Source organism: Vibrio sp. Vb0888 (genome assembly GCF_033338835.1).
GTDB lineage: Bacteria > Pseudomonadota > Gammaproteobacteria > Enterobacterales > Vibrionaceae > Vibrio > Vibrio alginolyticus.
In genome coordinates, this window is the sequence record NZ_JAWOTL010000031.1 from 1 (window position 1) to 22,710 (window position 22,710).

The 22,710-nt window shown below is 45.3% G+C and carries 16 protein-coding genes; 6 read left to right on the top strand and 10 right to left on the bottom strand.

The window, feature by feature from the left end; all coding sequences use genetic code 11:
• Positions 1-733: 733 nt before the first annotated feature.
• From R7P72_RS22675 to zntR, 4 genes are all read right to left on the bottom strand, one after another.
• Positions 734-2,869 carry a lysine decarboxylase CadA gene (locus tag R7P72_RS22675; RefSeq protein ID WP_005451159.1) on the bottom strand — a complete coding sequence of 712 codons (2,136 nt, stop codon included), beginning with the start codon at positions 2,867-2,869 and terminating at the stop codon, positions 734-736.
• A 117-nt stretch (positions 2,870-2,986) separates the two neighbouring features.
• Entirely contained in the window at positions 2,987-4,330 is a 1,344-nt protein-coding gene (gene cadB, locus R7P72_RS22680) for a cadaverine/lysine antiporter (RefSeq protein ID WP_017635552.1), read from the bottom strand.
• Positions 4,331-5,047: 717 nt separating this feature from the next.
• Positions 5,048-6,610 (bottom strand): lysine decarboxylation/transport transcriptional activator CadC, encoded by a 1,563-nt coding sequence (cadC, locus tag R7P72_RS22685; RefSeq protein ID WP_025768986.1) that lies wholly within the window; start codon positions 6,608-6,610, stop codon positions 5,048-5,050.
• 163 nt (positions 6,611-6,773) lie between these two features.
• A complete protein-coding gene (gene zntR / locus R7P72_RS22690; RefSeq protein WP_005382529.1) occupies positions 6,774-7,172 on the bottom strand; it encodes a Zn(2+)-responsive transcriptional regulator in 399 nt (132 codons plus the stop codon).
• 265 nt (positions 7,173-7,437) lie between these two features.
• On the opposite strand from zntR, the gene purH reads away from it, so the two are divergent.
• The gene (purH, locus tag R7P72_RS22695; protein ID WP_053303479.1) at positions 7,438-9,030 is read left to right on the top strand and encodes a bifunctional phosphoribosylaminoimidazolecarboxamide formyltransferase/IMP cyclohydrolase; all 1,593 of its coding nucleotides are present in this window, start codon (positions 7,438-7,440) and stop codon (positions 9,028-9,030) included.
• Positions 9,031-9,224: 194 nt separating this feature from the next.
• Complete coding sequence (purD, locus tag R7P72_RS22700; RefSeq protein ID WP_054575569.1) at positions 9,225-10,514, top strand: phosphoribosylamine--glycine ligase; 1,290 nt, start codon at positions 9,225-9,227, stop codon at positions 10,512-10,514.
• Positions 10,515-10,598: 84 nt separating this feature from the next.
• Here purD and R7P72_RS22705 read toward each other — a convergent pair whose 3' ends face one another.
• Both R7P72_RS22705 and hupA read right to left on the bottom strand, forming a co-directional pair.
• On the bottom strand, positions 10,599-11,297 hold the full coding sequence (locus tag R7P72_RS22705) for a DUF1481 domain-containing protein (RefSeq protein WP_053303483.1): 699 nt from the start codon (positions 11,295-11,297) through the stop codon (positions 10,599-10,601).
• Between the two features lie 39 nt (positions 11,298-11,336).
• On the bottom strand, positions 11,337-11,609 hold the full coding sequence (hupA, locus tag R7P72_RS22710; protein WP_005382524.1) for a nucleoid-associated protein HU-alpha: 273 nt from the start codon (positions 11,607-11,609) through the stop codon (positions 11,337-11,339).
• A 253-nt stretch (positions 11,610-11,862) separates the two neighbouring features.
• Between hupA and R7P72_RS22715 the strand changes: the two genes are divergently transcribed.
• Positions 11,863-12,996, top strand: a complete 1,134-nt coding sequence (locus tag R7P72_RS22715) for a hemolysin family protein (protein ID WP_033907150.1) — start codon at positions 11,863-11,865, stop codon at positions 12,994-12,996.
• A 79-nt stretch (positions 12,997-13,075) separates the two neighbouring features.
• On the opposite strand, the gene R7P72_RS22720 is transcribed toward R7P72_RS22715, so the two are convergent.
• Positions 13,076-13,663 carry a YjaG family protein gene (locus R7P72_RS22720; protein WP_005382520.1) on the bottom strand — a complete coding sequence of 196 codons (588 nt, stop codon included), beginning with the start codon at positions 13,661-13,663 and terminating at the stop codon, positions 13,076-13,078.
• 66 nt (positions 13,664-13,729) lie between these two features.
• On the opposite strand from R7P72_RS22720, the gene R7P72_RS22725 reads away from it, so the two are divergent.
• Entirely contained in the window at positions 13,730-14,653 is a 924-nt protein-coding gene (locus tag R7P72_RS22725; RefSeq protein WP_053350802.1) for a D-2-hydroxyacid dehydrogenase, read from the top strand.
• Positions 14,654-14,655: 2 nt separating this feature from the next.
• Positions 14,656-15,228 carry a uracil-DNA glycosylase family protein gene (locus tag R7P72_RS22730; RefSeq protein ID WP_005382518.1) on the top strand — a complete coding sequence of 191 codons (573 nt, stop codon included), beginning with the start codon at positions 14,656-14,658 and terminating at the stop codon, positions 15,226-15,228.
• Positions 15,229-15,468: 240 nt separating this feature from the next.
• Here the strand turns inward: R7P72_RS22730 and hemE are convergent, their stop codons facing one another.
• Complete coding sequence (hemE, locus tag R7P72_RS22735) at positions 15,469-16,536, bottom strand: uroporphyrinogen decarboxylase (protein WP_054577305.1); 1,068 nt, start codon at positions 16,534-16,536, stop codon at positions 15,469-15,471.
• Positions 16,537-16,783: 247 nt separating this feature from the next.
• On the bottom strand, positions 16,784-17,581 hold the full coding sequence (nudC, locus tag R7P72_RS22740; RefSeq protein ID WP_005382516.1) for an NAD(+) diphosphatase: 798 nt from the start codon (positions 17,579-17,581) through the stop codon (positions 16,784-16,786).
• Positions 17,582-17,758: 177 nt separating this feature from the next.
• Here nudC and R7P72_RS22745 point away from each other — a divergent pair, with 177 nt between their 5' ends.
• Complete coding sequence (locus tag R7P72_RS22745) at positions 17,759-18,250, top strand: Rsd/AlgQ family anti-sigma factor (RefSeq protein ID WP_005382515.1); 492 nt, start codon at positions 17,759-17,761, stop codon at positions 18,248-18,250.
• 172 nt (positions 18,251-18,422) lie between these two features.
• On the opposite strand, the gene rpoC is transcribed toward R7P72_RS22745, so the two are convergent.
• Positions 18,423-22,625 (bottom strand): DNA-directed RNA polymerase subunit beta', encoded by a 4,203-nt coding sequence (gene rpoC / locus R7P72_RS22750; protein ID WP_005382514.1) that lies wholly within the window; start codon positions 22,623-22,625, stop codon positions 18,423-18,425.
• Positions 22,626-22,710 lie beyond the last annotated feature (85 nt).

Sequence of the window (22,710 nt, forward strand, 5' to 3'; positions counted from 1 at the left end):
ATTTGATACCGCTTTCCGTTAAGAAAGAAATATCTAATTGGATTATCATCAACGAGTGCCCACACAGATTGATAGGTTCTTATTTTTAAAGAGCTTTTCTAACACTTTCAGCAACTTAGTTGCTCGTCGTTAGGGGTGCGTATCTTACTTCACACCGTGAGAGAGTCAAGCATTTTTTTTCAAATTCTTTTTTCTCTCTTCCCGACTCGCTGTGTGACTTTCGTCTCACTCCGTGTCGGTGGATGCGCAGTATAGGGGGTTGAGAAATTAGCACAAGCGTTTTTTGCAAAAAAACTTTCAACCGAACAAATAACAAGCATTCTGCATGGATACTCAACGATCTTGTCTAATATTTCGGGTTGCAGAGGATCTTTTCATGATGAAACACCTGACTTCTGCATTAAAAGATCGCCGGTTTCTTTGTGATTTCGGTTGCTGATCTTATCTCTCTTGGTTCTTTTTTCTCTTTCTAACTATATAAAGACGAAAAAAAAGAGCAGAACGATGACGAACTGCTCTTTTGGTCTTTGCTTTTTATTTGGGGTACTTCAGGTGAAGTCTTGGAAAAGTGTTTCTTCTATATATAGAAGAAAAGATCAGAGCATCCTTGCTCTTCTCTTTACGACAGAATAGTTAGGGGTATATCTAATATGCCGTTATTGTTCGATGACGCATTGAGCTCGTAAGAGTGGAGCATGCTTGCATTCCCAATGGCGTCATCTTCGAGAGGAACTTAGTTCTTCAATACTTTTACGGTGTAGCTACCATCTTTTTGTTGGTACAGACCGTGGATATCGGTTTCGAAACCTGGGTAATGCGCACCGATCTCACAAAGCATCTCTAGGAAGTCCAGCACTGGGCGAGACTCTTGAGTCACCATTTCACCAGGAAGTACTAGTGGCACACCTGGAGGGTAAGGAAGGATCATGTTCGCACTTACGCGACCAACCATTTCTTCCAGTTTGATTTCTTCTACGTTACCGCGAAGCTCTTCTTGCCATGCTGCGTGTGGTGTTACTTTCATTTCTGGAAGAACATCGAACGCTTTGTACATTAGTTCTGGTAGGTTGTATTTCTTAGTTAGGTCATGAATTGCTTGTGCCAATTCTTGAACACGCATGCCTTCATAAAAGCTTGGGTCTTCGTTGTATAGCGAAGGTAGGAAGCTCTTGATGGTTAGGTTCAAGTCGTAGCCACGTTTAAATTCAGTTAGACCGCGTAGCAATTGCATTGCTTTTGATTTGTCGATACCGATTGAGAATAGGAACAACAAGTTGTATGGACCTGTTTTCTCTACCACGATGCCGCGCTCGTCTAGGAATTTAGCCACCAGCGAAGCAGGAATACCTGATTCTTCTAGTTCGCCTTCTTTATTCATCCCTGGAGTCAGTAGCGTTACTTTGATTGGGTCAAGATACATGTGGTTATCATCCATGTTCTTGAAGCCGTGCCATGTGTCGCTAGGGTCTAGTTTCCAACATTCTGTGGTATCGATGTTTTCTGGTTGCCATACATCGAAGAACCAGCTGTCGCTTTCTGCTTCTAGACGTTTGATCTCTTTACGGAAGCGGATTGCGCGATCGATAGAGTCTTGCATCAACTTCTTACCAGTGTTGCCACGCATCATTGCCGCTGCAGTTTCAGTAGAAGCAACAATGCCGTACTGAGGTGAAGTTGAAGTGTGCATCATGAAGGCTTCGTTGAAAGATTCTTTATCAAAGTCGCCTTTCACGTGAATCATTGAAGCTTGTGAGAACGCTGCCAACAGTTTGTGTGTTGATTGTGTTTCGTAGAACACTTTGCCTGGCATCGCTTCACCACTCATACCACATTTACCTTCGTAAATTGGGTTGAAGTTAGTGTAAGGCACCCAAGCACTGTCGAAGTGGATGTGTTTACAATCTAGCGACTCTTTGATGAATTGCGTGTTGTACAGCAGACCATCGTAAGTTGAGTTAGTCACTACTGCGTAAGTTGGTGCTGTTGCACCTGGTGTTTTCGCCACTTTCTCTGCAATGACATCGCGGCTGAATTCGCTTTGTGGAATACCACCAAGGATGCCGTATGCGTTACGAGTTGGGCGGAAGTAGATTGGTGTCACGTCGCTCATCATCATTAGGTGAGTCAGAGATTTGTGACAGTTACGGTCAATCAGTACTGTGCTGCCAGCAGGTGCTGAGTACATACCAACGATTTTGTTCGATGTAGACGTACCGTTAGTTACGATGTACGAGCTGTCTGCATTGAATGTGCGTGCGATGTATTCTTCTGCATCTTTATGTGGACCTGAGTGATCTAGTAGAGAACCTAGCTCAGGCATTGAGATTGATACGTCCGCTTTGAATGTGTTTGGACCGTAAAAATCGTAGAAGATGCTACCAGCAGGGCTTTTCTGGAATGCAGTACCGCCCATGTGACCTGGAGTACAGAAGGTGTATTTACCTTCTTCTACGTATTTGAATAGCGCTTTAGTGAATGGAGGCATGATGGCATCTTTGTATGCCTCAGTCGCTTGGTTGATTTTGATAGCGATGTCGTCAGCCATACCTAAAGCGTACTCGAAGAAGCTCACGTTTAGACGTAGGTCTGTTAGTGAAATGTCTAGAGTAGACTGTTCGTTAGCAAATGCGTGAACAGGCAGTTTTTCGTTGATTTGGCTGATACGTTCACATAGCTCAAGTGAGTATTTATCCCAGTCGAACAACACACCGCAAATGCGTGGGTTCATCTCAATCATTTTGATCAAGTCTTTATCATCTACTGGGTAAACCACTTCGTAGCCCGCTTTCTCAAGAGCAGCGTGAAGTTGACGAACTGGCTCTTCTTTAAAGAACACACCCATGTGGTTCAAGATAGCGAATATATTCATTTGGACATCTCCAAGGCGAATGAGGGCGCTCTTTGCCATTTACAGGCAATGAGTAAGGTGAGCGCCGCGTGAATTTGGGTTTTATGGGCTGGCACCGTAGTGCCAGCGTTTTGGGGATTAGTTGCTTGCTTGGGCAGGCATGTCTTCAGCGTGCATTTTCACGTACTGAGCAAGACCTGCTTTTTTGCTGTAGAACATCAAGATAACTAGAGACACGATGAAGGTTGCTGTTAGCGTACCGCCCTCTGCACCAGCTAGTGCAATGAAGCAGAACAGACAAGCCACACCAGAGAACAGCATTACGAAGCCGTTGCGTGTTGTCATACCTTCGAAGCGAATCAAGTTAATGCTTGAGTAGAAGTAAGGCAGCATTGTTAGTAGAACTGCGTCAGTCGTTAGCTGGTTGAACAGGTCTGATGCGTGTGCTGTTTTAGAGCTGAAGAACATCAGTACAACCATCAGTGCAGTCATCTTGATTGACGCAAGGATTAGACCTTTCTTAGGCACACCGTTTTTGTCAGTTTCGCCGTAGATTTTAGGGAAGTTGCCATCGCTTGCTGCACGTTTACCAGCCTCGCCCACCAGCATCATCCAAGAACCTAGCGAAGTGAAACATGCTAGTGCTGTGAATGCTGATACGAATGGTGCAGTCCAGCTACCGAATAGCTCAGTGGTTGCCAATGCAAATGGCGCACCTGATGCCGCAACTTCTGACGCTGGGAACATGCCGCTGATCATTTGAGTTGATAGGATGTAAATCACACCTGCGATACCAGTACCTAACATAGTTGCTAGTGGTACAGTACGTTTAGGGTTTTCTACCATACCCGTCGATACCGCTGCTGATTCCACACCTACGAATGACCATAGACAGATAAGAACCGCTGTTACTACCGCGTGGCTGTCAGTGCCTGCTGATACGTTCCAGTTTTGGCTGTAAAGCGCAGTATCGAAGTGCGTCCAACCAAATGCAGCTGTACCAACAACTGGGATAAGGATAAGAACTAAACCAAGCGTACATAGACGGCTTACCCAGCTACCACCAAGTAGGTTGACGAAAGTGAAGATCCATACCGATGCAATCGTCGCAATACCTGCTGGAATTGGGTTATTAAGCACAGGGAAGAATACTGAAAGGTAAGAAACACCTGTAATGGCAATAGCCAGGTTACCAATCCAGTTCGCGTGGTAATAAAGAACGCCCGTTTGGAAACCAAATACCGGAGACACTTCGCCAGCATAAGCGATAGGACCACCTTCTTGTGGGTTTTTGGTTGCCAGACGAGCGTAAACGAACGCCAGACTCAGTGCACCGACCAAACAGATCAGCCAACTGAAGATGGAAACAGAGCCTACAGAGGCAAGACTAGAAGGTAATAGTGCAATACCACTACCCATCATGTTACCGGCTACGACACCCGTACAGGCAATAAGGCCGATTTTTTTCGCATTCGATGACATAACATCTCCAAATCTATTCTACTCGAGTCAACATGACTCAAACTGAATGGTTATTAGCGAGATGCTATGAGGAGGAACCTGCTCGACCTCGCTAAATTTCGAAGTGAAGACTACGCCCAAAAATCGGGAAAAAAATAAACTTGGTGTTATCAATAAAATGATTAGTTCATCAACATCAAGTTGAGATAAACATGATAAACACAAAAATATAAAACTATATTATTCATACGGTTATAAGAAAAACATCAAACCTTCTACCGATAGATAAACTCTCATCAACTCGTTGGTCATCGCGATAAAAGTTATCAACCTCTATCAACTTCCCCATCCCGAAGGGTTAATTCCCTGAAGTGTTGATTCCATAAATCTCTCCCTGATCGCGCTTCTTGACCCAAGTCAATATTCATCTCGCATGCAAGAAGGCACCAAAATCATTCTCGCCACATAACTCATCCAGACACTTCATACAATCAATAGAGATAGAGATAGAAATAGAAATAGAAATAGAAATAGAAATAGAAATAGAAATAGAAATAGAAATAGAAATAGAAAAGCAAAGCGGGTATGTATTCCCGTTGCAAGCTTGCGTTGTTAGCTCCTTCGTAAGTCATTGCCCCACCGCCCCACCGCCCCACCCTTTTCACTTTTCGACAGCGACAAAAAAGCCCCTCATCGAAATGAGGGGCTAGCATTAGGCTGACGTTGAGTCCGAGAGAATTAAAGCATTCGAACGACAGAAGGGTGAACGGCGCGATACATGGCGTAATCAATCGCCTTCATGTTACTTGGGAAGACCAAGTTTTCGCACAGCAGGTATGTCTCAACCGACGTATCAATATAGAAAGCTTCACTGTAAGACTCACTGGCTAAATCCAGATCACCATCCAATTCGGCGTGCTTACCGCGAATTACATAGGAAAGCACTGAATCACGTAACCTCAATGCCTGTCCGAGATGCCGCTTGGCTAACGCCATGTCACCAATGATGGTTTCGTGCAGGGCTAAAGCTTCATAAATTCGCGGTTGAATTGGCCCCACCATCATTTTCACATTAGTCTCTAGTGCTTCACTGAGCTGCTGCATTCGCCCTTTCTTCAACTCGTGTGAGAAATCAAGTGCCTTTTGTACATGGTAAGCAATCAACAACTCAGCTTGAACGTAAGCATTATCCGGCTCGATTTCTAAAATGTTTTCCATCAAGTCGATACCTTGGCGGAATTGTTTAGTATCAGAGACATTAAGGTAATGGTTAGCCTGAACAAACAACTCCAACGCGTCGGGATTCATTGGCATTCCCGCCACCAGCATCGTAGATTTCAATTTGGCATCCGACACTTTCAGCACTTGCATCAAATCCAACGACGCTTGTTGAAGCACTGTCTTTAAATGACTACTGGTTAACGCGTATTGACGACTAAACAACACTTTTTCAGATGAGTTATTGCGATATTCCACCTCTAAAAAGCTGCCACCGTCATTCTCACGAACTCTCACCACAACCGATTTACCAGGTACAATGCCAGAAGTAAACGACGCCTTCTTTAGCATGACTCGGTAATCACTGACTTGAGCAATGTCGGACATCAACTTTTGGGCGAATCCGTCTGCCAAATCGTAGCTTAATCCTTCATTCGTAAAATTATCTTGAAACTTGAACTCAATCAGATGGGTATCGATGGCTTGGGTAATACGCACTTCCGATTGCTTGTAGGTAAACACGCCCATCACTACGACCAACATACTGATCCAGATGAAGTTCATAATTCCCAATCGCCAAGGACTGATTTTGTTTTTGCTCTGAGGGGCTTTTTTCTCTTTTGACATCTCGCAGACCGCGCGAGTTAGAGGACCGGCAGGAAAGGTAACGGCTGGTGCTATAGGTAGACAATCCTCTTCCGATTCTTCAACCGAAGGTGGGATCTCTTCATTTTGCCGACTTGTGACAAACTCTTCATGCGTCATAGCAACCACGTTCGCTACCAGCTTATAGCCACGCTTGGGCACCGTGATAACGTAGTTGGTATTTTCCTCTCGACCGTCACGTAGTAGCTTACGCAACTCAAAGATGGATTGAGTCACCACTTGATCGGTCACAATCGCTCCAGCCCAAACGTACTGAATCAATTCCTCGCGGTTGAACACCTCATTCGCATGCTCCGCTAAGAAGTGCAAAAGATTAATTAAGCGTGGCTCAACAGTAACTTCCCTATCTTGTCGATACAGCTTATTTTCATCAACGCTCAAAACCCAGTCATTGATTTGAAAATAGACTCCAACCATGTATGAAAACTCTCGTATCTACAGACAGCGTTACGCTAGGAATCAGACAATGGTCGATTCCTACAAGTAACTAAAGGCAAGATTATAGGTGGGAAAGCAGCGTGTACCTAGAAAAGCAAGTCGCCAAAAATGCAAACTTAAGTTAAGTGATGCAAGAATGAGACTACTCAAGTGCTGCGAGGATAGAGCAATGTGTGGCGTCATCGTCTGTATGACCACAACAAGCATCATTAATCTTCTTTAACGCTCGGCGAATTTTCGTCAGCTCGTTAATTTTCCCATCAATCAGCTCTAACTTAGCAGAAGTAATGGCTTTTACCTCTGCACAGCTGTGTTCTGTCGCTTCTAACTTAATTTCTAACAGGTCTTTAATTTCATCCAGACTCAAGCCAAGATCTTTACCTTTGAGGATAAAGTGCACCTGCTTTTGATTCTCTTCATCATACAAGCGGTAGCCTGATTCGCTTCGCCCTGCGGGTTTTATTAGCGCGTTTTTCTCGTAGAAACGCAATGTATCGGCAGTCACACCACAACGTTTTGCCAGTTCACCTATCTGAAACATAACTTTCCCTATTAACTATCTCGTTACTTTTAAAGCTAAAGAACGACTTTTTTGCAATTATTTTTGAGATGCCAAACGATTGCGCGAGCTTTTTTGTAATAAATTGGTTAGAATACGCGCCATCAAATGTGGAGACTGTTTTCTAACCAGAAAACACCCTGCAAAGGTCTTTACCAAAACTGGCCAATATTTTACCCCAAGAGGTAAAAACAAGTTCATTTTTGGCAAACATCTTTAACTCCGTGAATTTGAGGAAAATGGAAGCATGAATAACGCTCGTCCTATTCGCCGTGCGCTTATCAGCGTATCAGACAAAACAGGTATTGTTGAGTTTGCGCAAGCTCTTGCTGAGCGCGGTGTCGATATCCTATCTACTGGTGGTACAGCTCGCCTACTTGCCGAACAAGGCATCGCCGTAACCGAAGTCTCTGACTACACTGGTTTCCCAGAAATGATGGACGGCCGCGTTAAAACGCTTCACCCAAAAGTTCACGGTGGTGTGCTTGGTCGTCGTGGCCAAGATGATGACGTGATGGAAAAGCACGGCATCAACCCTATCGATATGGTTGTCGTAAACCTATACCCATTCGCAGAAACCGTTGCCAAAGAAGGCTGTACACTAGCCGACGCTGTTGAAAACATCGATATCGGCGGCCCAACAATGGTTCGTTCTGCAGCGAAAAACCACAAAGACGTGACTATCGTTGTTAATGCAGGTGATTACGGCCGCGTAATTACAGAGATGGACGCAAACGACAAATCTCTCACTCTCGAAACTCGTTTCGACCTAGCTATCGCAGCATTCGAGCACACAGCATCTTACGACGGCATGATCGCAAACTACTTCGGCACTATGGTTCCATCTTACGGTGAGAACAAAGACGGTGATGAAGAGAGCAAATTCCCTCGTACGTTCAACCAACAGTTCGAGAAGAAGCAAGACATGCGCTACGGTGAGAACAGCCACCAAGCAGCCGCATTCTACGTTGAAGCAAACCCACAAGAAGCATCCGTTTCTACTGCTCGCCAAATCCAAGGTAAAGCCCTTTCTTACAACAACATCGCAGACACGGACGCAGCGCTTGAATGTGTGAAAGAGTTCAACGAGCCAGCATGTGTAATCGTAAAACACGCAAACCCATGCGGTGTTGCTCTAGGTAAAGACATCCTAGAAGCGTACAACCGTGCTTACCAAACTGACCCAACATCTGCATTCGGCGGCATCATTGCATTCAACCAAGAACTGGATGCTGAAACAGCAACCGCTATTGTTGAGCGTCAATTCGTTGAAGTGATCATCGCACCTTCTGTTTCTGCTGAAGCGATTGAAGTGGTTGCCGCGAAGAAGAACGTACGTCTACTTGAGTGTGGCGAATGGACAACGAAGACAACTGGCTTTGACGTGAAACGCGTGAATGGCGGTCTACTGGTTCAAGACCGCGACCAAGGCATGGTAAGCCTAGACGACCTAAAAGTGGTTTCTAAGCGCCAGCCAACAGAAGAAGAGCTAAAAGATGCACTGTTCTGCTGGAAAGTAGCGAAATACGTGAAATCTAACGCGATCGTTTACTCGAAAAGCGACATGACTATCGGTGTAGGTGCTGGCCAAATGAGCCGCGTTTACTCTGCGAAAATCGCAGGCATCAAAGCTGCAGACGAAGGTCTACAGGTTGAAGGTTGTGTAATGGCATCAGATGCATTCTTCCCATTCCGTGACGGCATCGACGCGGCTGCAGAAGCGGGCATCAAGTGTGTTATCCAACCAGGTGGTTCTATGCGTGATGACGAAGTTATTGCAGCAGCAGACGAACACGGCATGGCGATGATCTTTACCGGTATGCGTCACTTCCGCCACTAATCCTCTCGTCTTCACTGGGACGATAACTGCGTTGACGGCGTTCACTTATCCTAATCACATAGCATACTATGCTCATAGGAATAAGTTCACTTGTCGCCTTGTCCTCGTCCCACTGAATTAGAGAGGCCATACTCAGGTCTTTGCGAAATATCTGAGTTTGAGCAAACGGTATTTATAAGATTAAGGATTTTCATATGCGAGTTTTAATCATTGGTTCAGGCGGTCGTGAACATGCGCTAGGCTGGAAAGCGGCACAAAACCCAAATGTTGAGACTATCTTCGTTGCACCAGGCAACGCTGGTACGGCTCTAGAACCAAAACTAGAAAACGTAAACATCGATGTAGAAGACATCGCTGGCCTTGTTGCTTTCGCCAAAGAGAAGGCGATTGAACTGACTATCGTTGGCCCAGAAGCACCATTGGTTATTGGTGTGGTTGATGCTTTCCGCGAAGCAGGTTTGCCAATCTTCGGCCCGACCCAAGCAGCAGCACAGCTTGAAGGCTCTAAAGCATTTACTAAAGACTTCCTTGCTCGTCACCAAATCCCAACCGGTGCTTACGCGAACTTTACTGAAATCGAACCAGCACTTGCTTACGTACGTGAACAAGGTGCACCGATTGTGGTGAAAGCAGATGGCCTTGCTGCTGGTAAAGGTGTGATTGTGGCAATGACGCTAGAAGAAGCAGAAGATGCAATCAAAGACATGCTCGCAGGTAACGCTTTTGGTGACGCTGGCAGCCGTGTAGTGATTGAAGAATTCCTGGACGGTGAAGAAGCAAGCTTCATCGTGATGGTTGATGGTGAGAACGTTCTGCCAATGGCCACCAGCCAAGATCACAAGCGCGTAGGCGACAAAGATACAGGCCCTAACACGGGTGGCATGGGGGCATACTCGCCTGCTCCAGTCGTGACACAGGAAATCCACAACCGCATCATGGAAGAAGTGATTTACCCAACCGTACGCGGCATGGCTTCTGAAGGTCATCCTTACACAGGTTTCCTATACGCAGGCCTAATGATCGACAAAGACGGTACACCTAAAGTGATTGAGTATAACTGTCGTTTTGGTGATCCAGAAACGCAACCGATCATGATGCGTATGCAATCCGATCTCGTTGATCTATGTTTAACTGCGATTGACCAAAAACTGGATCAAGTGGAATCAAAATGGGATCCACGAGCATCGATTGGTATCGTGCTAGCAGCCGGTGGTTATCCAGCAGCGTACAACAAAGGCGACGTTATTTCGGGTCTGCCACAAGTTGAAATTGAAGGCGAAAAAGTCTTCCATGCTGGTACAGATAACAAAGATGGCGACATCGTGACAAACGGTGGTCGTGTTCTTTGTGCAACCGCACTTGGCAACAGTGTATCAGAAGCGCAGCAGCGTGCTTACGAGCTTGCAAAACAGATCAGTTGGGATGGCATGTTCCATCGCAACGACATCGGCTACCGTGCAATTGCACGTGAGCAAGAAAAATAAAAACAACATAAGTTGGCTAAAAAACAAAAGGCGCACTCAGCGCCTTTTTTTATTGTTCTTGTTCGACAGAATTCGAAGCAATGTTTATTCAGAGATCAACTTTGGCCGAGAAACACAATCAAAGTCATCGTCATTGAGCATCAACAGTTCATCGACCATTGCTTTGTTTCGTGACTGCTTGCCGACAAAAGCCACATAACTGTCTACCGATGAGAGACGCTCGATAATAAATTTTGGCAGCGTCTGATTAAACTCGAGTGTCGAGAACACCTTACCTTTGCAGGTTTCAAACGATTGACCATTCCAATAACCTTGAATAAGGCTCTGATTGTTACGAGACTGCGCCTTAACCGATGCCACTACGTCATTCGCTTCTGCTTTGTAGCGCTCTAATTGGTCATGCTGGAGTGGTAAGACTTTACGGTTAACACGATATTGTTGGTAAACCGCTTCGCCATCTTTATTGAAACGGATGTGGATTTGAAAAGGCACCAACTCTTGTTTGGTATCAACTTGCTCGCCTTTTCGAATCAACTCTCGCAACTCACCTTCGTCCCAGCGATAATCACTCTGGAACCAACCATTGTCCCCCATAGTCACATAATCAGCCGCCGTACTCACACGAGTGAGTTTCTCTGTCATCCAGTACAAGCTGCTAGCATCTCCCGCAACTTTACCACCAGAAAAATGCGTGAATTGTTCTAAATTAGGAGTTTCAACCGATGAACAGCCAAAAAGGGTAAGGCTAGATAGGAGAAGTGAAGTGAGTAGATGTTTTTTCATGAAATTGCACCGAGGCAGGATACCTCGGTGCATTCTAACTTAGTTTACTGATTCTTTCAGCGCTTTACCTGCTACGAATGCTGGTACGTTAGCTGCTGCGATTTGAATCTCGTCACCAGTCTTAGGGTTACGACCAGTACGTGCAGCGCGGTGGTTTACTTTGAATGTACCAAAACCAATTAGTTGAACTTGGTCACCCTCTTTAAGTGCGCCAGTTACACCATCAAGAGTCGCTTCAAGAGCAGCTTTTGCTTGTGCTTTTGATAGGTCTGCTTTCTCTGCGATAAAGTCGATTAATTGGGTCTTGTTCATTAGGTTTCCCTTCTCATAGGTTATCGAATTCGTCTCACTCTAAAACATAAATGCCCCATCTGGCAAAGGTTTGTAAGCGATCTTTCGATTTTCTGACGTACTTTTAGCCATAATATGAGTAATAACTCACAATTTGTTACCACATACCCCCTGAAAACCCTTGCTTTCCAAGGTATTTGGACCAATTTATAAGTCACTTTTGCGGTTATAATAGCTGCAAATAACCACTATCAAACTACATTCAAGGGCAACTATGCTGCTGTTATCCATTTATATCTCTATCGCAATCGGCATTTCGTTTATCTGTTCGGTGCTGGAGGCGGTACTGCTGAGTATCAGTCCGAGCTACATTGCGCAGCTCAATCAACAGGGGCATCCCGCAGCTGGGCAATTGGCTAAGCTGAAATCAGATATCGACCGACCACTGGCATCTATTCTGACTTTAAACACCATCGCTCACACTATCGGCGCGGCCACTGCTGGTGCACAAGCTGCGGTTGTATTTGGTAGCGAAGCATTAGGTATCTTTTCGGCAGTGCTGACATTGGCGATCTTAGTGCTTTCAGAAATCGTACCGAAGACGATTGGCGCGACCTACTGGCGTCAGTTGGCACCCACTGCCGCGGTCGCATTGCGTTGGATGGTATGGGCGCTTACACCCTTTGTTTGGTTCTCAGAGCAAATCACCAAGCGTCTTGCTCGTAACCACGAAGCTCCAAAGATGCGTGATGAGCTGTCTGCAATGGCGATTCTGGCACGTGAAAGCGGTGAGTTTGCCGAGGGTGAATCAAAAATCTTAAGCAACTTGCTTGGCATCCAAGATGTACCCGTAACGCAGGTTATGACGCCACGACCAGTAGTATTCCGTGTCGATGCCACAATGACCATCAATGAGTTCCTAGAAAAACACAAAGATACGCCTTTCTCACGCCCATTGGTTTACAGCGAGCAGAAAGATAACATCATTGGTTTTGTGCATCGCCTTGAGTTGTTCAAACTACAACAATCAGGTAGTGGACAGAAACAGTTGGGAGCAATCATGCGCCCAATTCAAGTGGTGCTAAACAATACCACTTTACCTAAAGTATTCGACCAGATGATGACTCATCGCTTACAGCTGGCACTTGTTGTTGATGAATACGGTACCGTGCTAGGTTTGGTAACGTTGGAAGATATTTTTGAACACCTCGTAGGCGAGGAGATCATCGACGAAGCAGATAAAAGCACTGACATGCAGGAGCTGGCTTACCAACGCTGGGAAAGCTGGAAAGAAATGCACGGCGTAATCGAAAGCCGCGATGACGATGAAGAAGATAACGAGCTGGAGAAGCAGGATAAAGAGCCAGAAGCTCAAGAGCCACCGAAACCCGACTCGAAAGAATCGTAATCAGCATTAGGTATAACAGCTTAAACGCACAAACAAAAAAGGCATCCAGTTAGGATGCCTTTTTCTATTTATTCAACAATTAAAGTGCAATACCGATGTTGCTCACACCTTCTTCACGTAGCTCTTCACGCAAATCTTTAATCAAGCTGATGTCACGTTCTACCGCTTCACGCAGCGGACGGAAGATAGCCCACTGGACGTCCCACTCTTCACATACGGCTTCGTTTTCTTTCTGGTTGTCGTTAGTGATTGGCTCTGCGCCTTGTGCTTGCTCTAGATCAGCAACGGTTTGTACCGACTGTTGACTCACTTTAAGCATTGAATCGAAAAGGTAATCGCGGTCCAATAGACCATGCAGTAACGTAGACAAACCCTGACACGCGTCCATCGCTGGGTAAACGCCGTAAAAATCGAACTCATCCGCACTTGGGAACAACTCTTCTAACTTCTCCAATTGACGTTCGAAGTTAATTTTCGCGTTCTTAACTGTCAAAATTTCCCATACACTATCAAGAATCGCTCGGTAAGCACGCGGGTCAGCAAATTCTGTATTCTCACAAAACATCGCATAGTTTGGATACATGCGTTCACACAGACACGCCATAAAGGTAATTTGTTGCCAAGGTTCTAGTTTTTCTAAACGAACCTGAAGAGGATTCTTAAGCATAGTCACTCAATCATTGAAGAAAAAAACAGCGAAAGTGTACTTGATTCATCACAGGGAAAAAAGTTAATGCCGCATTCAAATCAGATTTTCCTGCTCTCAGAGCATCGCGACACCTACAAAACGTTACTGGCAGAGAAAAATCTGCCCGATCTTTGCCTCACCGACCAACCAGAAGCCGCTCAGATCGTATTAGCGGATCCACCCTTACTATCACAAAGCTTAGACGAATTTTCACAGCTTGAATGGGTGCAATCCACGTTTGCTGGTGTCAACGCCTTAACATCCCCTAGCCTTCGTCAGGACTATACTCTAACTAACGTTCGAGGCATCTTTGGTCCACTGATTGCTGAATATGTTTTGGGTTACAGTATTGCCCATTACCGCCACTTTGCCCGATACCACCAGCAACAACAAAACAAACAATGGCAGCCTCACCTATACACGTCATTACAAAGTAAAACCATGGTAATTCTTGGTACCGGTAGCATTGGGGGCTATCTGGGCAACGCCGCTAAAGCAATGGGGATAAAAACTATCGGTATTAACCGCACAGGTATCCCGACTTCAGGCGGCGAGTTTCATCAGACCTTTCATATCAATGAACTAAGTAAGGCATTTGAGCAAGCCGACATCGTTGTGAATACTCTACCAAGTACACCTGAGACGCGACAGTTACTTAATCGTCAAACGCTCAGCCAACTAAATCAGGCGTTATTGTTTAACGTAGGTCGTGGCGACGTATTGGATGAGGCAGGGTTGCTCTTCGCTCTGAAAAACCGTTGGGTAGAACACGCCTTCTTAGATGTGTTTGAGCAAGAACCGTTGTCGGTAGAGCATCCATTTTGGAAACTACCGCAAGTCACCATCACTCCACACATTGCTGCGCTGAGTTTTCCCGAGCAAGTCATCGAGATTTTTGCTGACAACTATCTACGCTGGCGCGATGGGTTTTCATTAAATTATCAAGTGGATTTCGAAAAGGGTTACTAAGAATGTCGTTAGACGAGCTATTGCAGCAAGTGAGGGCCTGCCAGATCTGCGCGGATAACTTACCTTTGGGTGCAAACCCTGTCGTGCAAGCAGCAAAAGGGGCACGCATCCTAATCATCGGTCAGGCCCCTGGCACACGTGTACACAAAACCTCGATACCTTGGAATGACCCAAGTGGTGATCGATTACGCCAATGGCTCGATATCGACAAAGACGTTTTCTACGACCCAAATAAAATTGCCATTGTCCCAATGGGATTCTGTTATCCAGGCAAAGGGAACTCTGGTGATTTACCGCCTCGTAAAGAATGTGCGCCCACTTGGCATAAAAAGATTCTTGAGCAGCTGCCCAATATAGAGCTCACTCTACTAATTGGTCAGTACTCGCAGCAGTACTATCTCACCAACAAACCAAAGACGCTCACGCAAACCGTTCAGCAATGGCAAGATTGGGAACCGGACTTTATCCCGCTCCCTCACCCATCTCCACGCAATACATTGTGGTTAAAGAAGAATCCTTGGTTTGAATCTGACGTCGTGCCATACCTTAAAAAACGCGTTCACTCGATGCTTTAGGTCACCCATGATCTAATTGCTTGTTTATCTGTACAAGAAAATTAGAACATAAAACCCGAAATCATAAGTATTTGTTTATATTAAACTTTAACATCCAGTGTACAGCTAGAGTAGTAATTAGATCATAGTAGGCCAAATACTACTAGAGCTGTACAGCCTTGAGTCTCAGATAGAAAAACTGAATTTTAGGTAAAAAAATACCGGCACTGAATGCCGGCATTTGATTTCAAAAAGTCGAAGTTACTTGTGGTACGGCTTAGATAGCTCGTGTACCGCTTCCACAAATACACCCGCGTTTTCTGGCGGCACATCCAAATGGATACCGTGACCTAGGTTGAACACATGACCAGTACCTGCATTACCAAAACCTTCTAGAATACCCGCGACTTCTTCACGGATACGCTCTGGCGAAGCGTAAAGCATTGATGGGTCCATGTTACCTTGCAGAGCCACTTTATCACCGATACGTACTTTCGCGTCTGCAATGTTGATTGTCCAGTCTAGACCAACCGCATCACAGCCCGTTGCTGCGATTTGCTCAAGCCACATGCCGCCATTCTTAGTAAACAGTGTGACTGGCACGCGACGACCGTCGTTTTCACGAATCAGACCATCTACAATCTTGTGCATGTATTGCAGTGAGAACAAATTGTAATCACGAGGCGTTAGTACGCCACCCCATGTGTCAAATACCATTACCGATTGCGCACCCGCTTTAATTTGCGCGTTTAAGTACTCGATAACGCTGTCTGCCAGCTTATCTAGAAGTAGGTGCAGAGTTTGTGGTTCCGCGTACATCATCTTCTTGATCTTGGTAAACGCTTTAGAGCTACCACCTTCGATCATATACGTCGCAAGAGTCCAAGGACTACCAGAAAAACCAATCAGCGGCACTTCACCCTTCAGGTCTTTACGGATCTGGCGTACTGCGTTCATTACGTATTGCAGTTCACCTTCAGGATCTGGCAAACCAATTTTTTCCACGTCGGCTTTGCATGTAATTGGGTTATCAAAAACAGGTCCTTCACCCGCAGCAAAACGTAAACCAAGCCCCATTGCATCTGGAATCGTTAAGATGTCCGAGAATAAGATCGCGGCATCAAGAGGAAAACGGCGTAATGGTTGAAGTGTCACTTCGGATGCTAATTCTGCATTTCGACACAAAGACATGAAATCACCCGCTTCTGCACGAGTCGCTTTGTATTCTGGTAGGTAACGACCTGCCTGGCGCATCATCCATACTGGTGTGTAATCTACCGGCTCTTTTAAAAGCGCACGCAGATAACGATCATTTTTTAATTCAGTCATTCCGTAATTCCAACTGTTAGGCTTTCTGTGAAAGGGGGTATTCTATCACTGATTTAAGTCCAATAGCTGTGTGCTTTGCAACCTGGATCAAGTTATTAACTTTTAAATCAATGCTTAATTTGCACCCAATCGATATCAGTGTTAAAAATTTGTTCGCTAGCGAAAACTACAATTATAAACTGAGTACTTAGTACTCAGCATCTCATAACGACATCTTACTTACCCCCTCCCTCTCGGAGGGTTTTTTTTATCTATTTATCAGACAATTAGAGTCTATATCTTTAAGCGTTTGTTCGATAAGTGCTCTTGCAATCGTTCCTTTAGGCGCAACAGGCGGCATCTCGTCGATACCAAACCATTGTGCATCAGACAGCTCAGTGTAGTCTGGGCTTAACTCTCCCGATTCATAGTCAGCTAAAAACCCCATCATCATACTAGATGGGAAAGCCCAAGGCTGGCTGCCAAAGTAACGAATATTTTTAACGAGAATTCCCGTTTCTTCATGAATTTCTCGAGCCACACACTCTTCTAATGTCTCACCGACTTCTAAGAAGCCAGCAATCACCGTATACATACCATTTCGATGCCTTGGGTGTTGGGCTAATAAGATCTGATTTTCTTTACGTACAGCAACGATAATACACGGAAATATTCTAGGATAATGAAGGGTGCGACATTCACCACACTGCATGGCTAACTGGTTATTATTAAGAAAGTTTCTTCCTCCGCACTGTGGACAAAAGCGCAAACTTTGCGTCATGTGCCCATATTGCACAGCTTTACTTAACAACATAAATAATGGCTCAGGAAAATGCAGGCAGTCACGCAGGGATACTAAAGGTAGATCATGCTCTAAATCGGCCAAGTTAAGCCACATGACGGGCGAACCAGAATACTCACCAATGGGTCTTGCACTCGTTACTGGCAGTGATAACTGCTCTGCAGACCCGAAGGGCACAGCACCATCCACCAGCCAAATTTCACTTCCTGCAACAACACACCAGTATGCATTTATCGCGCGGTTAACATCACCTTTTCTTAACATTACACCATCCCTTTGCTTGAAGTTCGTTCATTTTACTGGCAATCTAATTTCATACTAGAGTTTATCGTTAAGTAAATGTGCACTCTAAATTCTAGTAAGGACAAGAGTTTGTAATAACTTTACTAACTTTGCTTTGCAAAGGATACGTTCGCCGATGGGCGATCAGATCATGAGGGCATGGTCATGCTAAGAAAATTCAAACAAACACAAGACCAGTGGGGTGGCTCAAGTGATGTCATTGATCACTGGTTAGAGACACGACAATCCCTGATTGTTGAATATTGTAAGCTTGCAGCGCTGCAACCTTGTTCGAAAACCAATGTTATTGAACTCCCATCTCCTTCCGAACTGCAGGATTTCTGTCAGCACCTCGTTGATTACATCTCCGAAGGCCACTTTAAAATTTATGACATGGTTATGGACCGTTGGAAAGCAACCGGCTTTGTCGTGACTAATGAGATCAATCAAACCTATGGTCAAATTGTTCTAACGACTGAACCATTATTGAACTTTAACGATAAGTACTCAGAAGTGACTGAAGATGATGAATTAAATGATTTCGATTCTGATATGTGTCTCATTGGGGAAATTCTTGAGACTCGCTTTGAAGTCGAGGACTATCTGATACAGCAAATCGCAGAAAGCCTGTCTATGCCACCTGGGGCTTAGTATTTGCAAACATTTAGAAATAGAGTGAGAGAAAAGACTGACGATCATCGTCGGTCTTTTTTGTTTCTAGCTTTATCGAAAATCCCACCGGAAGAACAAAGTAGTATAAAAACTAAAAAGGCACCCGAAGGTGCCTTTTTCTTAAGCTTTTAACGATTACTCGTTATATGACTTACTCTTCAGAAGAGAAACCAGCGTTTAGAAGTGCCGCTAGGTTATCCGTTGCTTGCTCAGCAGAAGGACCATCTTGCGCTTCAGAACGTTTAGCTTGACGCTCTTGGTGGTATGCGAAACCAGTACCAGCTGGGATCAGACGACCAACAATTACGTTCTCTTTCAGACCACGTAGGTCATCACGCTTACCAGAAACCGCAGCTTCTGTTAGTACGCGAGTTGTCTCCTGGAACGATGCCGCAGAGATGAACGACTCAGTCGCTAGAGATGCTTTAGTAATACCTAGTAGTTCACGTTCGAAACGTGCAGGCTCTTTGCCTTCAGCTTCTAGGTTACGGTTAGCAATCTTAACTTGTGAGTATTCAATCTGCTCACCAGGTAGGAACTCAGAGTCACCAGAGTGAGTAATAGTACACTTACGTAGCATCTGACGAACGATAGTTTCAATGTGCTTATCGTTAATCTTAACGCCTTGTAGACGGTAAACTTCCTGTACTTCGTTAGCAATGTACTGCGTTACCGCGTGTACGCCACGTAGACGTAGGATGTCATGTGGAGACTCTGGACCATCTGCGATCACGTCACCACGTTCAACTTTTTCACCTTCGAATACGTTCAACTGACGATGCTTAGGAATCATCTCTTCGTAAGCTTCACCGCTTTCACGTGTGATCACTAGGCGACGTTTACCTTTCGTCTCTTTACCAAAGCTCACAGTACCTGTGTGCTCAGCAAGGATTGCAGGCTCTTTCGGCTTACGTGCTTCAAATAGGTCAGCAACTCGTGGAAGACCACCGGTGATATCTTTGTTACCGCCAGACTTCTGAGGAATACGTGCTAGTGTCGCACCAACACCTACTGCTGCGCCATCTTCGATGTTCACAATCGCTTTACCAGGTAGGAAGTAGTGAGCTGGCATATCAGTACCAGGGATCATTACATCGTTACCTTGCTCGTCAACAAGTTTGATAGCTGGACGCATATCTTTACCTGCTGAAGGGCGAGCTGCTGGGTCAGTTACTTCGCTTGAAGATAGACCAGTTAGGTCATCAGTTTGACGAGATACTGTTACGCCGTCGATCATATCTACGAACTGGATGCGACCTGCTACCTCGGTAATGATAGGTAGTGTGTGCGCTTCCCAGTTTGCAACTGTTTCGCCAGCTTGAACTGTATCACCATCGCCTTTGCTTAGTAGCGTACCGTAAGGCAGTTTGTGTTTCTCTTTAGTACGACCAAACTCATCAACGATAGTTAACTCTGTCGCACGAGAAGTGATAACGATCTTACCGTCATCAGCCAATACAGATTTAGCGTTGTGTAGCTTGATAGAACCGTTGTTCTTAACTTGAACACTGTTCTCTGCCGCTGCTGTCGATGCCGCACCACCGATGTGGAACGTACGCATCGTTAGCTGTGTACCTGGCTCACCGATAGACTGAGCAGCAATAACACCCACTGCTTCACCTTGGTTCACTAAGTGACCACGTGCTAGGTCACGACCGTAACATTGTGCACAACAACCGAAGTCAGAATCACACGTTACTACAGAGCGCACTTTCATGCTGTCTACTGAGTTCTCTTCCATGATTTGACACCACTTCTCATCGATCAGGGTGTTACGTGGAATAAGAACGTCTTCAGTGCCAGGTTTTAGTACGTCTTCAGCAACAACACGACCAAGAGCAAGCTCAGAAAGTGCAACTTTAACATCACCACCCTCGATGTGAGGCATCATGTCGACACCTTCGTGAGTGCCACAGTCATGTTCAGTTACAACAACGTCTTGAGCAACGTCTACTAGACGACGAGTTAGGTAACCCGAGTTCGCTGTTTTCAGTGCCGTATCCGCAAGACCCTTACGAGCACCGTGCGTTGAGATAAAGTACTGAAGTACGTTTAGACCTTCTTTAAAGTTCGCTGTGATCGGCGTTTCGATGATTGAACCATCTGGACGCGCCATCAGACCACGCATACCCGCAAGCTGACGAATCTGTGCTGCAGAACCACGAGCGCCCGAGTCCGCCATCATATAGATGCTGTTGAATGACTCTTGCTGTTCCTCTTCACCGTCACGGTTAACTACCGTTTCAGATGAAAGGTTTTCCATCATTGCTTTCGCAACACGGTCGTTGGTCGATGCCCAGATATCGATAACTTTGTTGTAGCGTTCGCCCGCAGTAACAAGACCTGATTGGTACTGTTCCTGGATTTCACGTACTTCTTCTTCCGCTTCTGCGATTTCAGTGTACTTAGCTGCAGGTACAACCATATCGTCGATACCAACAGATACACCAGAAAGTGCCGCGTATGCGAAACCTGTGTACATGATTTGGTCAGCGAAGATTACTGTGTCTTTCAGACCTAGTTTACGGTACGCCTCGTTAAGTAGGTTAGAGATTTGCTTCTTACCTAGCTTTTGGTTAACGATGCTGTACGGTAGACCAGCTGGCACGATTTGCCATAGCATTGCACGACCAACAGTGGTGTCTACCATCTTGGTTTCTGTAGTGCTGTTGCCATCTTCGTCTACAACAGTTTCTGTAATACGTACTTTAACGCGTGCGTGAAGCTCAGCTTGTTTAGTGCGGTATGCTTTCTCAGCCTCTTCTGGGCCAGAAAGGTACATGCCTTCACCTTTCACGTTGATCTTTTCACGAGTCATGTAGTACAGACCCAATACAACGTCCTGAGAAGGTACGATGATCGGATCACCTGACGCTGGCGACAGAATGTTGTTTGTCGACATCATCAGAGTACGAGCTTCAAGCTGTGCCTCTAGAGTTAGAGGTACGTGAACCGCCATTTGGTCACCATCGAAGTCCGCGTTGTACGCCGCACAAACAAGTGGGTGTAGCTGAATCGCTTTACCTTCGATCAGTACTGGTTCGAACGCCTGGATACCTAGACGGTGAAGTGTCGGTGCACGGTTCAATAGTACTGGGTGTTCACGGATTACTTCGTCTAGGATATCCCAAACGACCGCTTCTTCACGCTCTACCATTTTCTTAGCAGCTTTGATTGTAGTCGCAAGACCACGAGTCTCTAGCTTGCTGTAGATGAATGGTTTGAATAGCTCAAGTGCCATCTTCTTAGGAAGACCACACTGGTGTAGACGCAGGTATGGACCTACTGTGATTACAGAACGGCCAGAGTAGTCTACACGTTTACCTAGAAGGTTCTGACGGAAACGACCTTGTTTACCCTTGATCATATCAGCAAGAGATTTCAGAGGACGCTTGTTAGAACCTGTGATCGCACGACCACGACGACCGTTATCTAGTAGCGCATCAACAGACTCTTGCAGCATACGTTTTTCGTTACGTACGATGATGTCCGGAGCAGCTAGCTCTAGAAGACGCTTCAAACGGTTGTTACGGTTGATCACACGACGGTATAGATCGTTAAGATCAGAAGTCGCAAAGCGACCGCCATCTAGAGGTACTAGAGGACGTAGATCTGGCGGAAGTACTGGAAGTACAGTTAGGATCATCCACTCAGGGTTGTTACCCGATGCGATGAACGCTTCTACCAGCTTAAGACGCTTAGTTACTTTCTTACGCTTAGTTTCAGAGTTTGTTGTCTCTAACTCTTCACGCATTTGTTCTGCTTCAGCGTGCATATCCATAGAACCTAGTAGGTCCTTGATAGCTTCCGCACCCATCTTAGCAGTGAACTCGTCGCCCCACTCTTCTAGACGATCTAGATACTCTTCTTCAGTAAGCATCTGACCTTTTTCTAGATCAGTCATACCAGGCTCTGTTACTACGTACATTTCGAAGTACAGAACGCGTTCGATATCACGTAGAGGGATATCCATTAGTAGACCGATACGAGACGGTAGCGATTTTAGGAACCAGATGTGAGCTACTGGTGAAGCCAGTTCAATGTGGCCCATACGGTCACGACGAACTTTAGTTTGTGTAACTTCTACACCACACTTCTCACAGATAACACCACGGTGCTTCAGGCGCTTGTACTTACCACAAAGACATTCGTAGTCTTTAACTGGACCAAAGATACGCGCACAGAACAGACCATCGCGTTCAGGTTTGAACGTACGATAGTTGATCGTTTCAGGTTTTTTAACTTCACCGAAAGACCATGAACGGATCATGTCTGGTGAAGATAGACCGATTTTGATTGCATCAAATTCTTCGGTCTTATGCTGTGCTTTTAGAAAGTTTAATAAGTCTTTCACAATCAGCTCCTGTAAGGAGTTAAAAGGAGCTCACTTGCTAAAGTGAGCACCTTCTTCCAAATAATCGCTTTGATTCTCTCGACTT

What these genes read in the sequence shown, in the direction of transcription:
- R7P72_RS22675 (WP_005451159.1), bottom strand. Translation starts at nt 2,869, where the DNA reads ATGAATATATTCGCTATCTTGAACCACATGGGTGTGTTCTTTAAAGAA.
- cadB (WP_017635552.1), bottom strand. Translation starts at nt 4,330, where the DNA reads ATGTCATCGAATGCGAAAAAAATCGGCCTTATTGCCTGTACGGGTGTC.
- cadC (WP_025768986.1), bottom strand. Translation starts at nt 6,610, where the DNA reads ATGGTTGGAGTCTATTTTCAAATCAATGACTGGGTTTTGAGCGTTGAT.
- zntR (WP_005382529.1), bottom strand. Translation starts at nt 7,172, where the DNA reads ATGTTTCAGATAGGTGAACTGGCAAAACGTTGTGGTGTGACTGCCGAT.
- purH (WP_053303479.1), top strand. Translation starts at nt 7,438, where the DNA reads ATGAATAACGCTCGTCCTATTCGCCGTGCGCTTATCAGCGTATCAGAC.
- purD (WP_054575569.1), top strand. Translation starts at nt 9,225, where the DNA reads ATGCGAGTTTTAATCATTGGTTCAGGCGGTCGTGAACATGCGCTAGGC.
- R7P72_RS22705 (WP_053303483.1), bottom strand. Translation starts at nt 11,297, where the DNA reads ATGAAAAAACATCTACTCACTTCACTTCTCCTATCTAGCCTTACCCTT.
- hupA (WP_005382524.1), bottom strand. Translation starts at nt 11,609, where the DNA reads ATGAACAAGACCCAATTAATCGACTTTATCGCAGAGAAAGCAGACCTA.
- R7P72_RS22715 (WP_033907150.1), top strand. Translation starts at nt 11,863, where the DNA reads ATGCTGCTGTTATCCATTTATATCTCTATCGCAATCGGCATTTCGTTT.
- R7P72_RS22720 (WP_005382520.1), bottom strand. Translation starts at nt 13,663, where the DNA reads ATGCTTAAGAATCCTCTTCAGGTTCGTTTAGAAAAACTAGAACCTTGG.
- R7P72_RS22725 (WP_053350802.1), top strand. Translation starts at nt 13,730, where the DNA reads ATGCCGCATTCAAATCAGATTTTCCTGCTCTCAGAGCATCGCGACACC.
- R7P72_RS22730 (WP_005382518.1), top strand. Translation starts at nt 14,656, where the DNA reads ATGTCGTTAGACGAGCTATTGCAGCAAGTGAGGGCCTGCCAGATCTGC.
- hemE (WP_054577305.1), bottom strand. Translation starts at nt 16,536, where the DNA reads ATGACTGAATTAAAAAATGATCGTTATCTGCGTGCGCTTTTAAAAGAG.
- nudC (WP_005382516.1), bottom strand. Translation starts at nt 17,581, where the DNA reads ATGTTAAGAAAAGGTGATGTTAACCGCGCGATAAATGCATACTGGTGT.
- R7P72_RS22745 (WP_005382515.1), top strand. Translation starts at nt 17,759, where the DNA reads ATGGTCATGCTAAGAAAATTCAAACAAACACAAGACCAGTGGGGTGGC.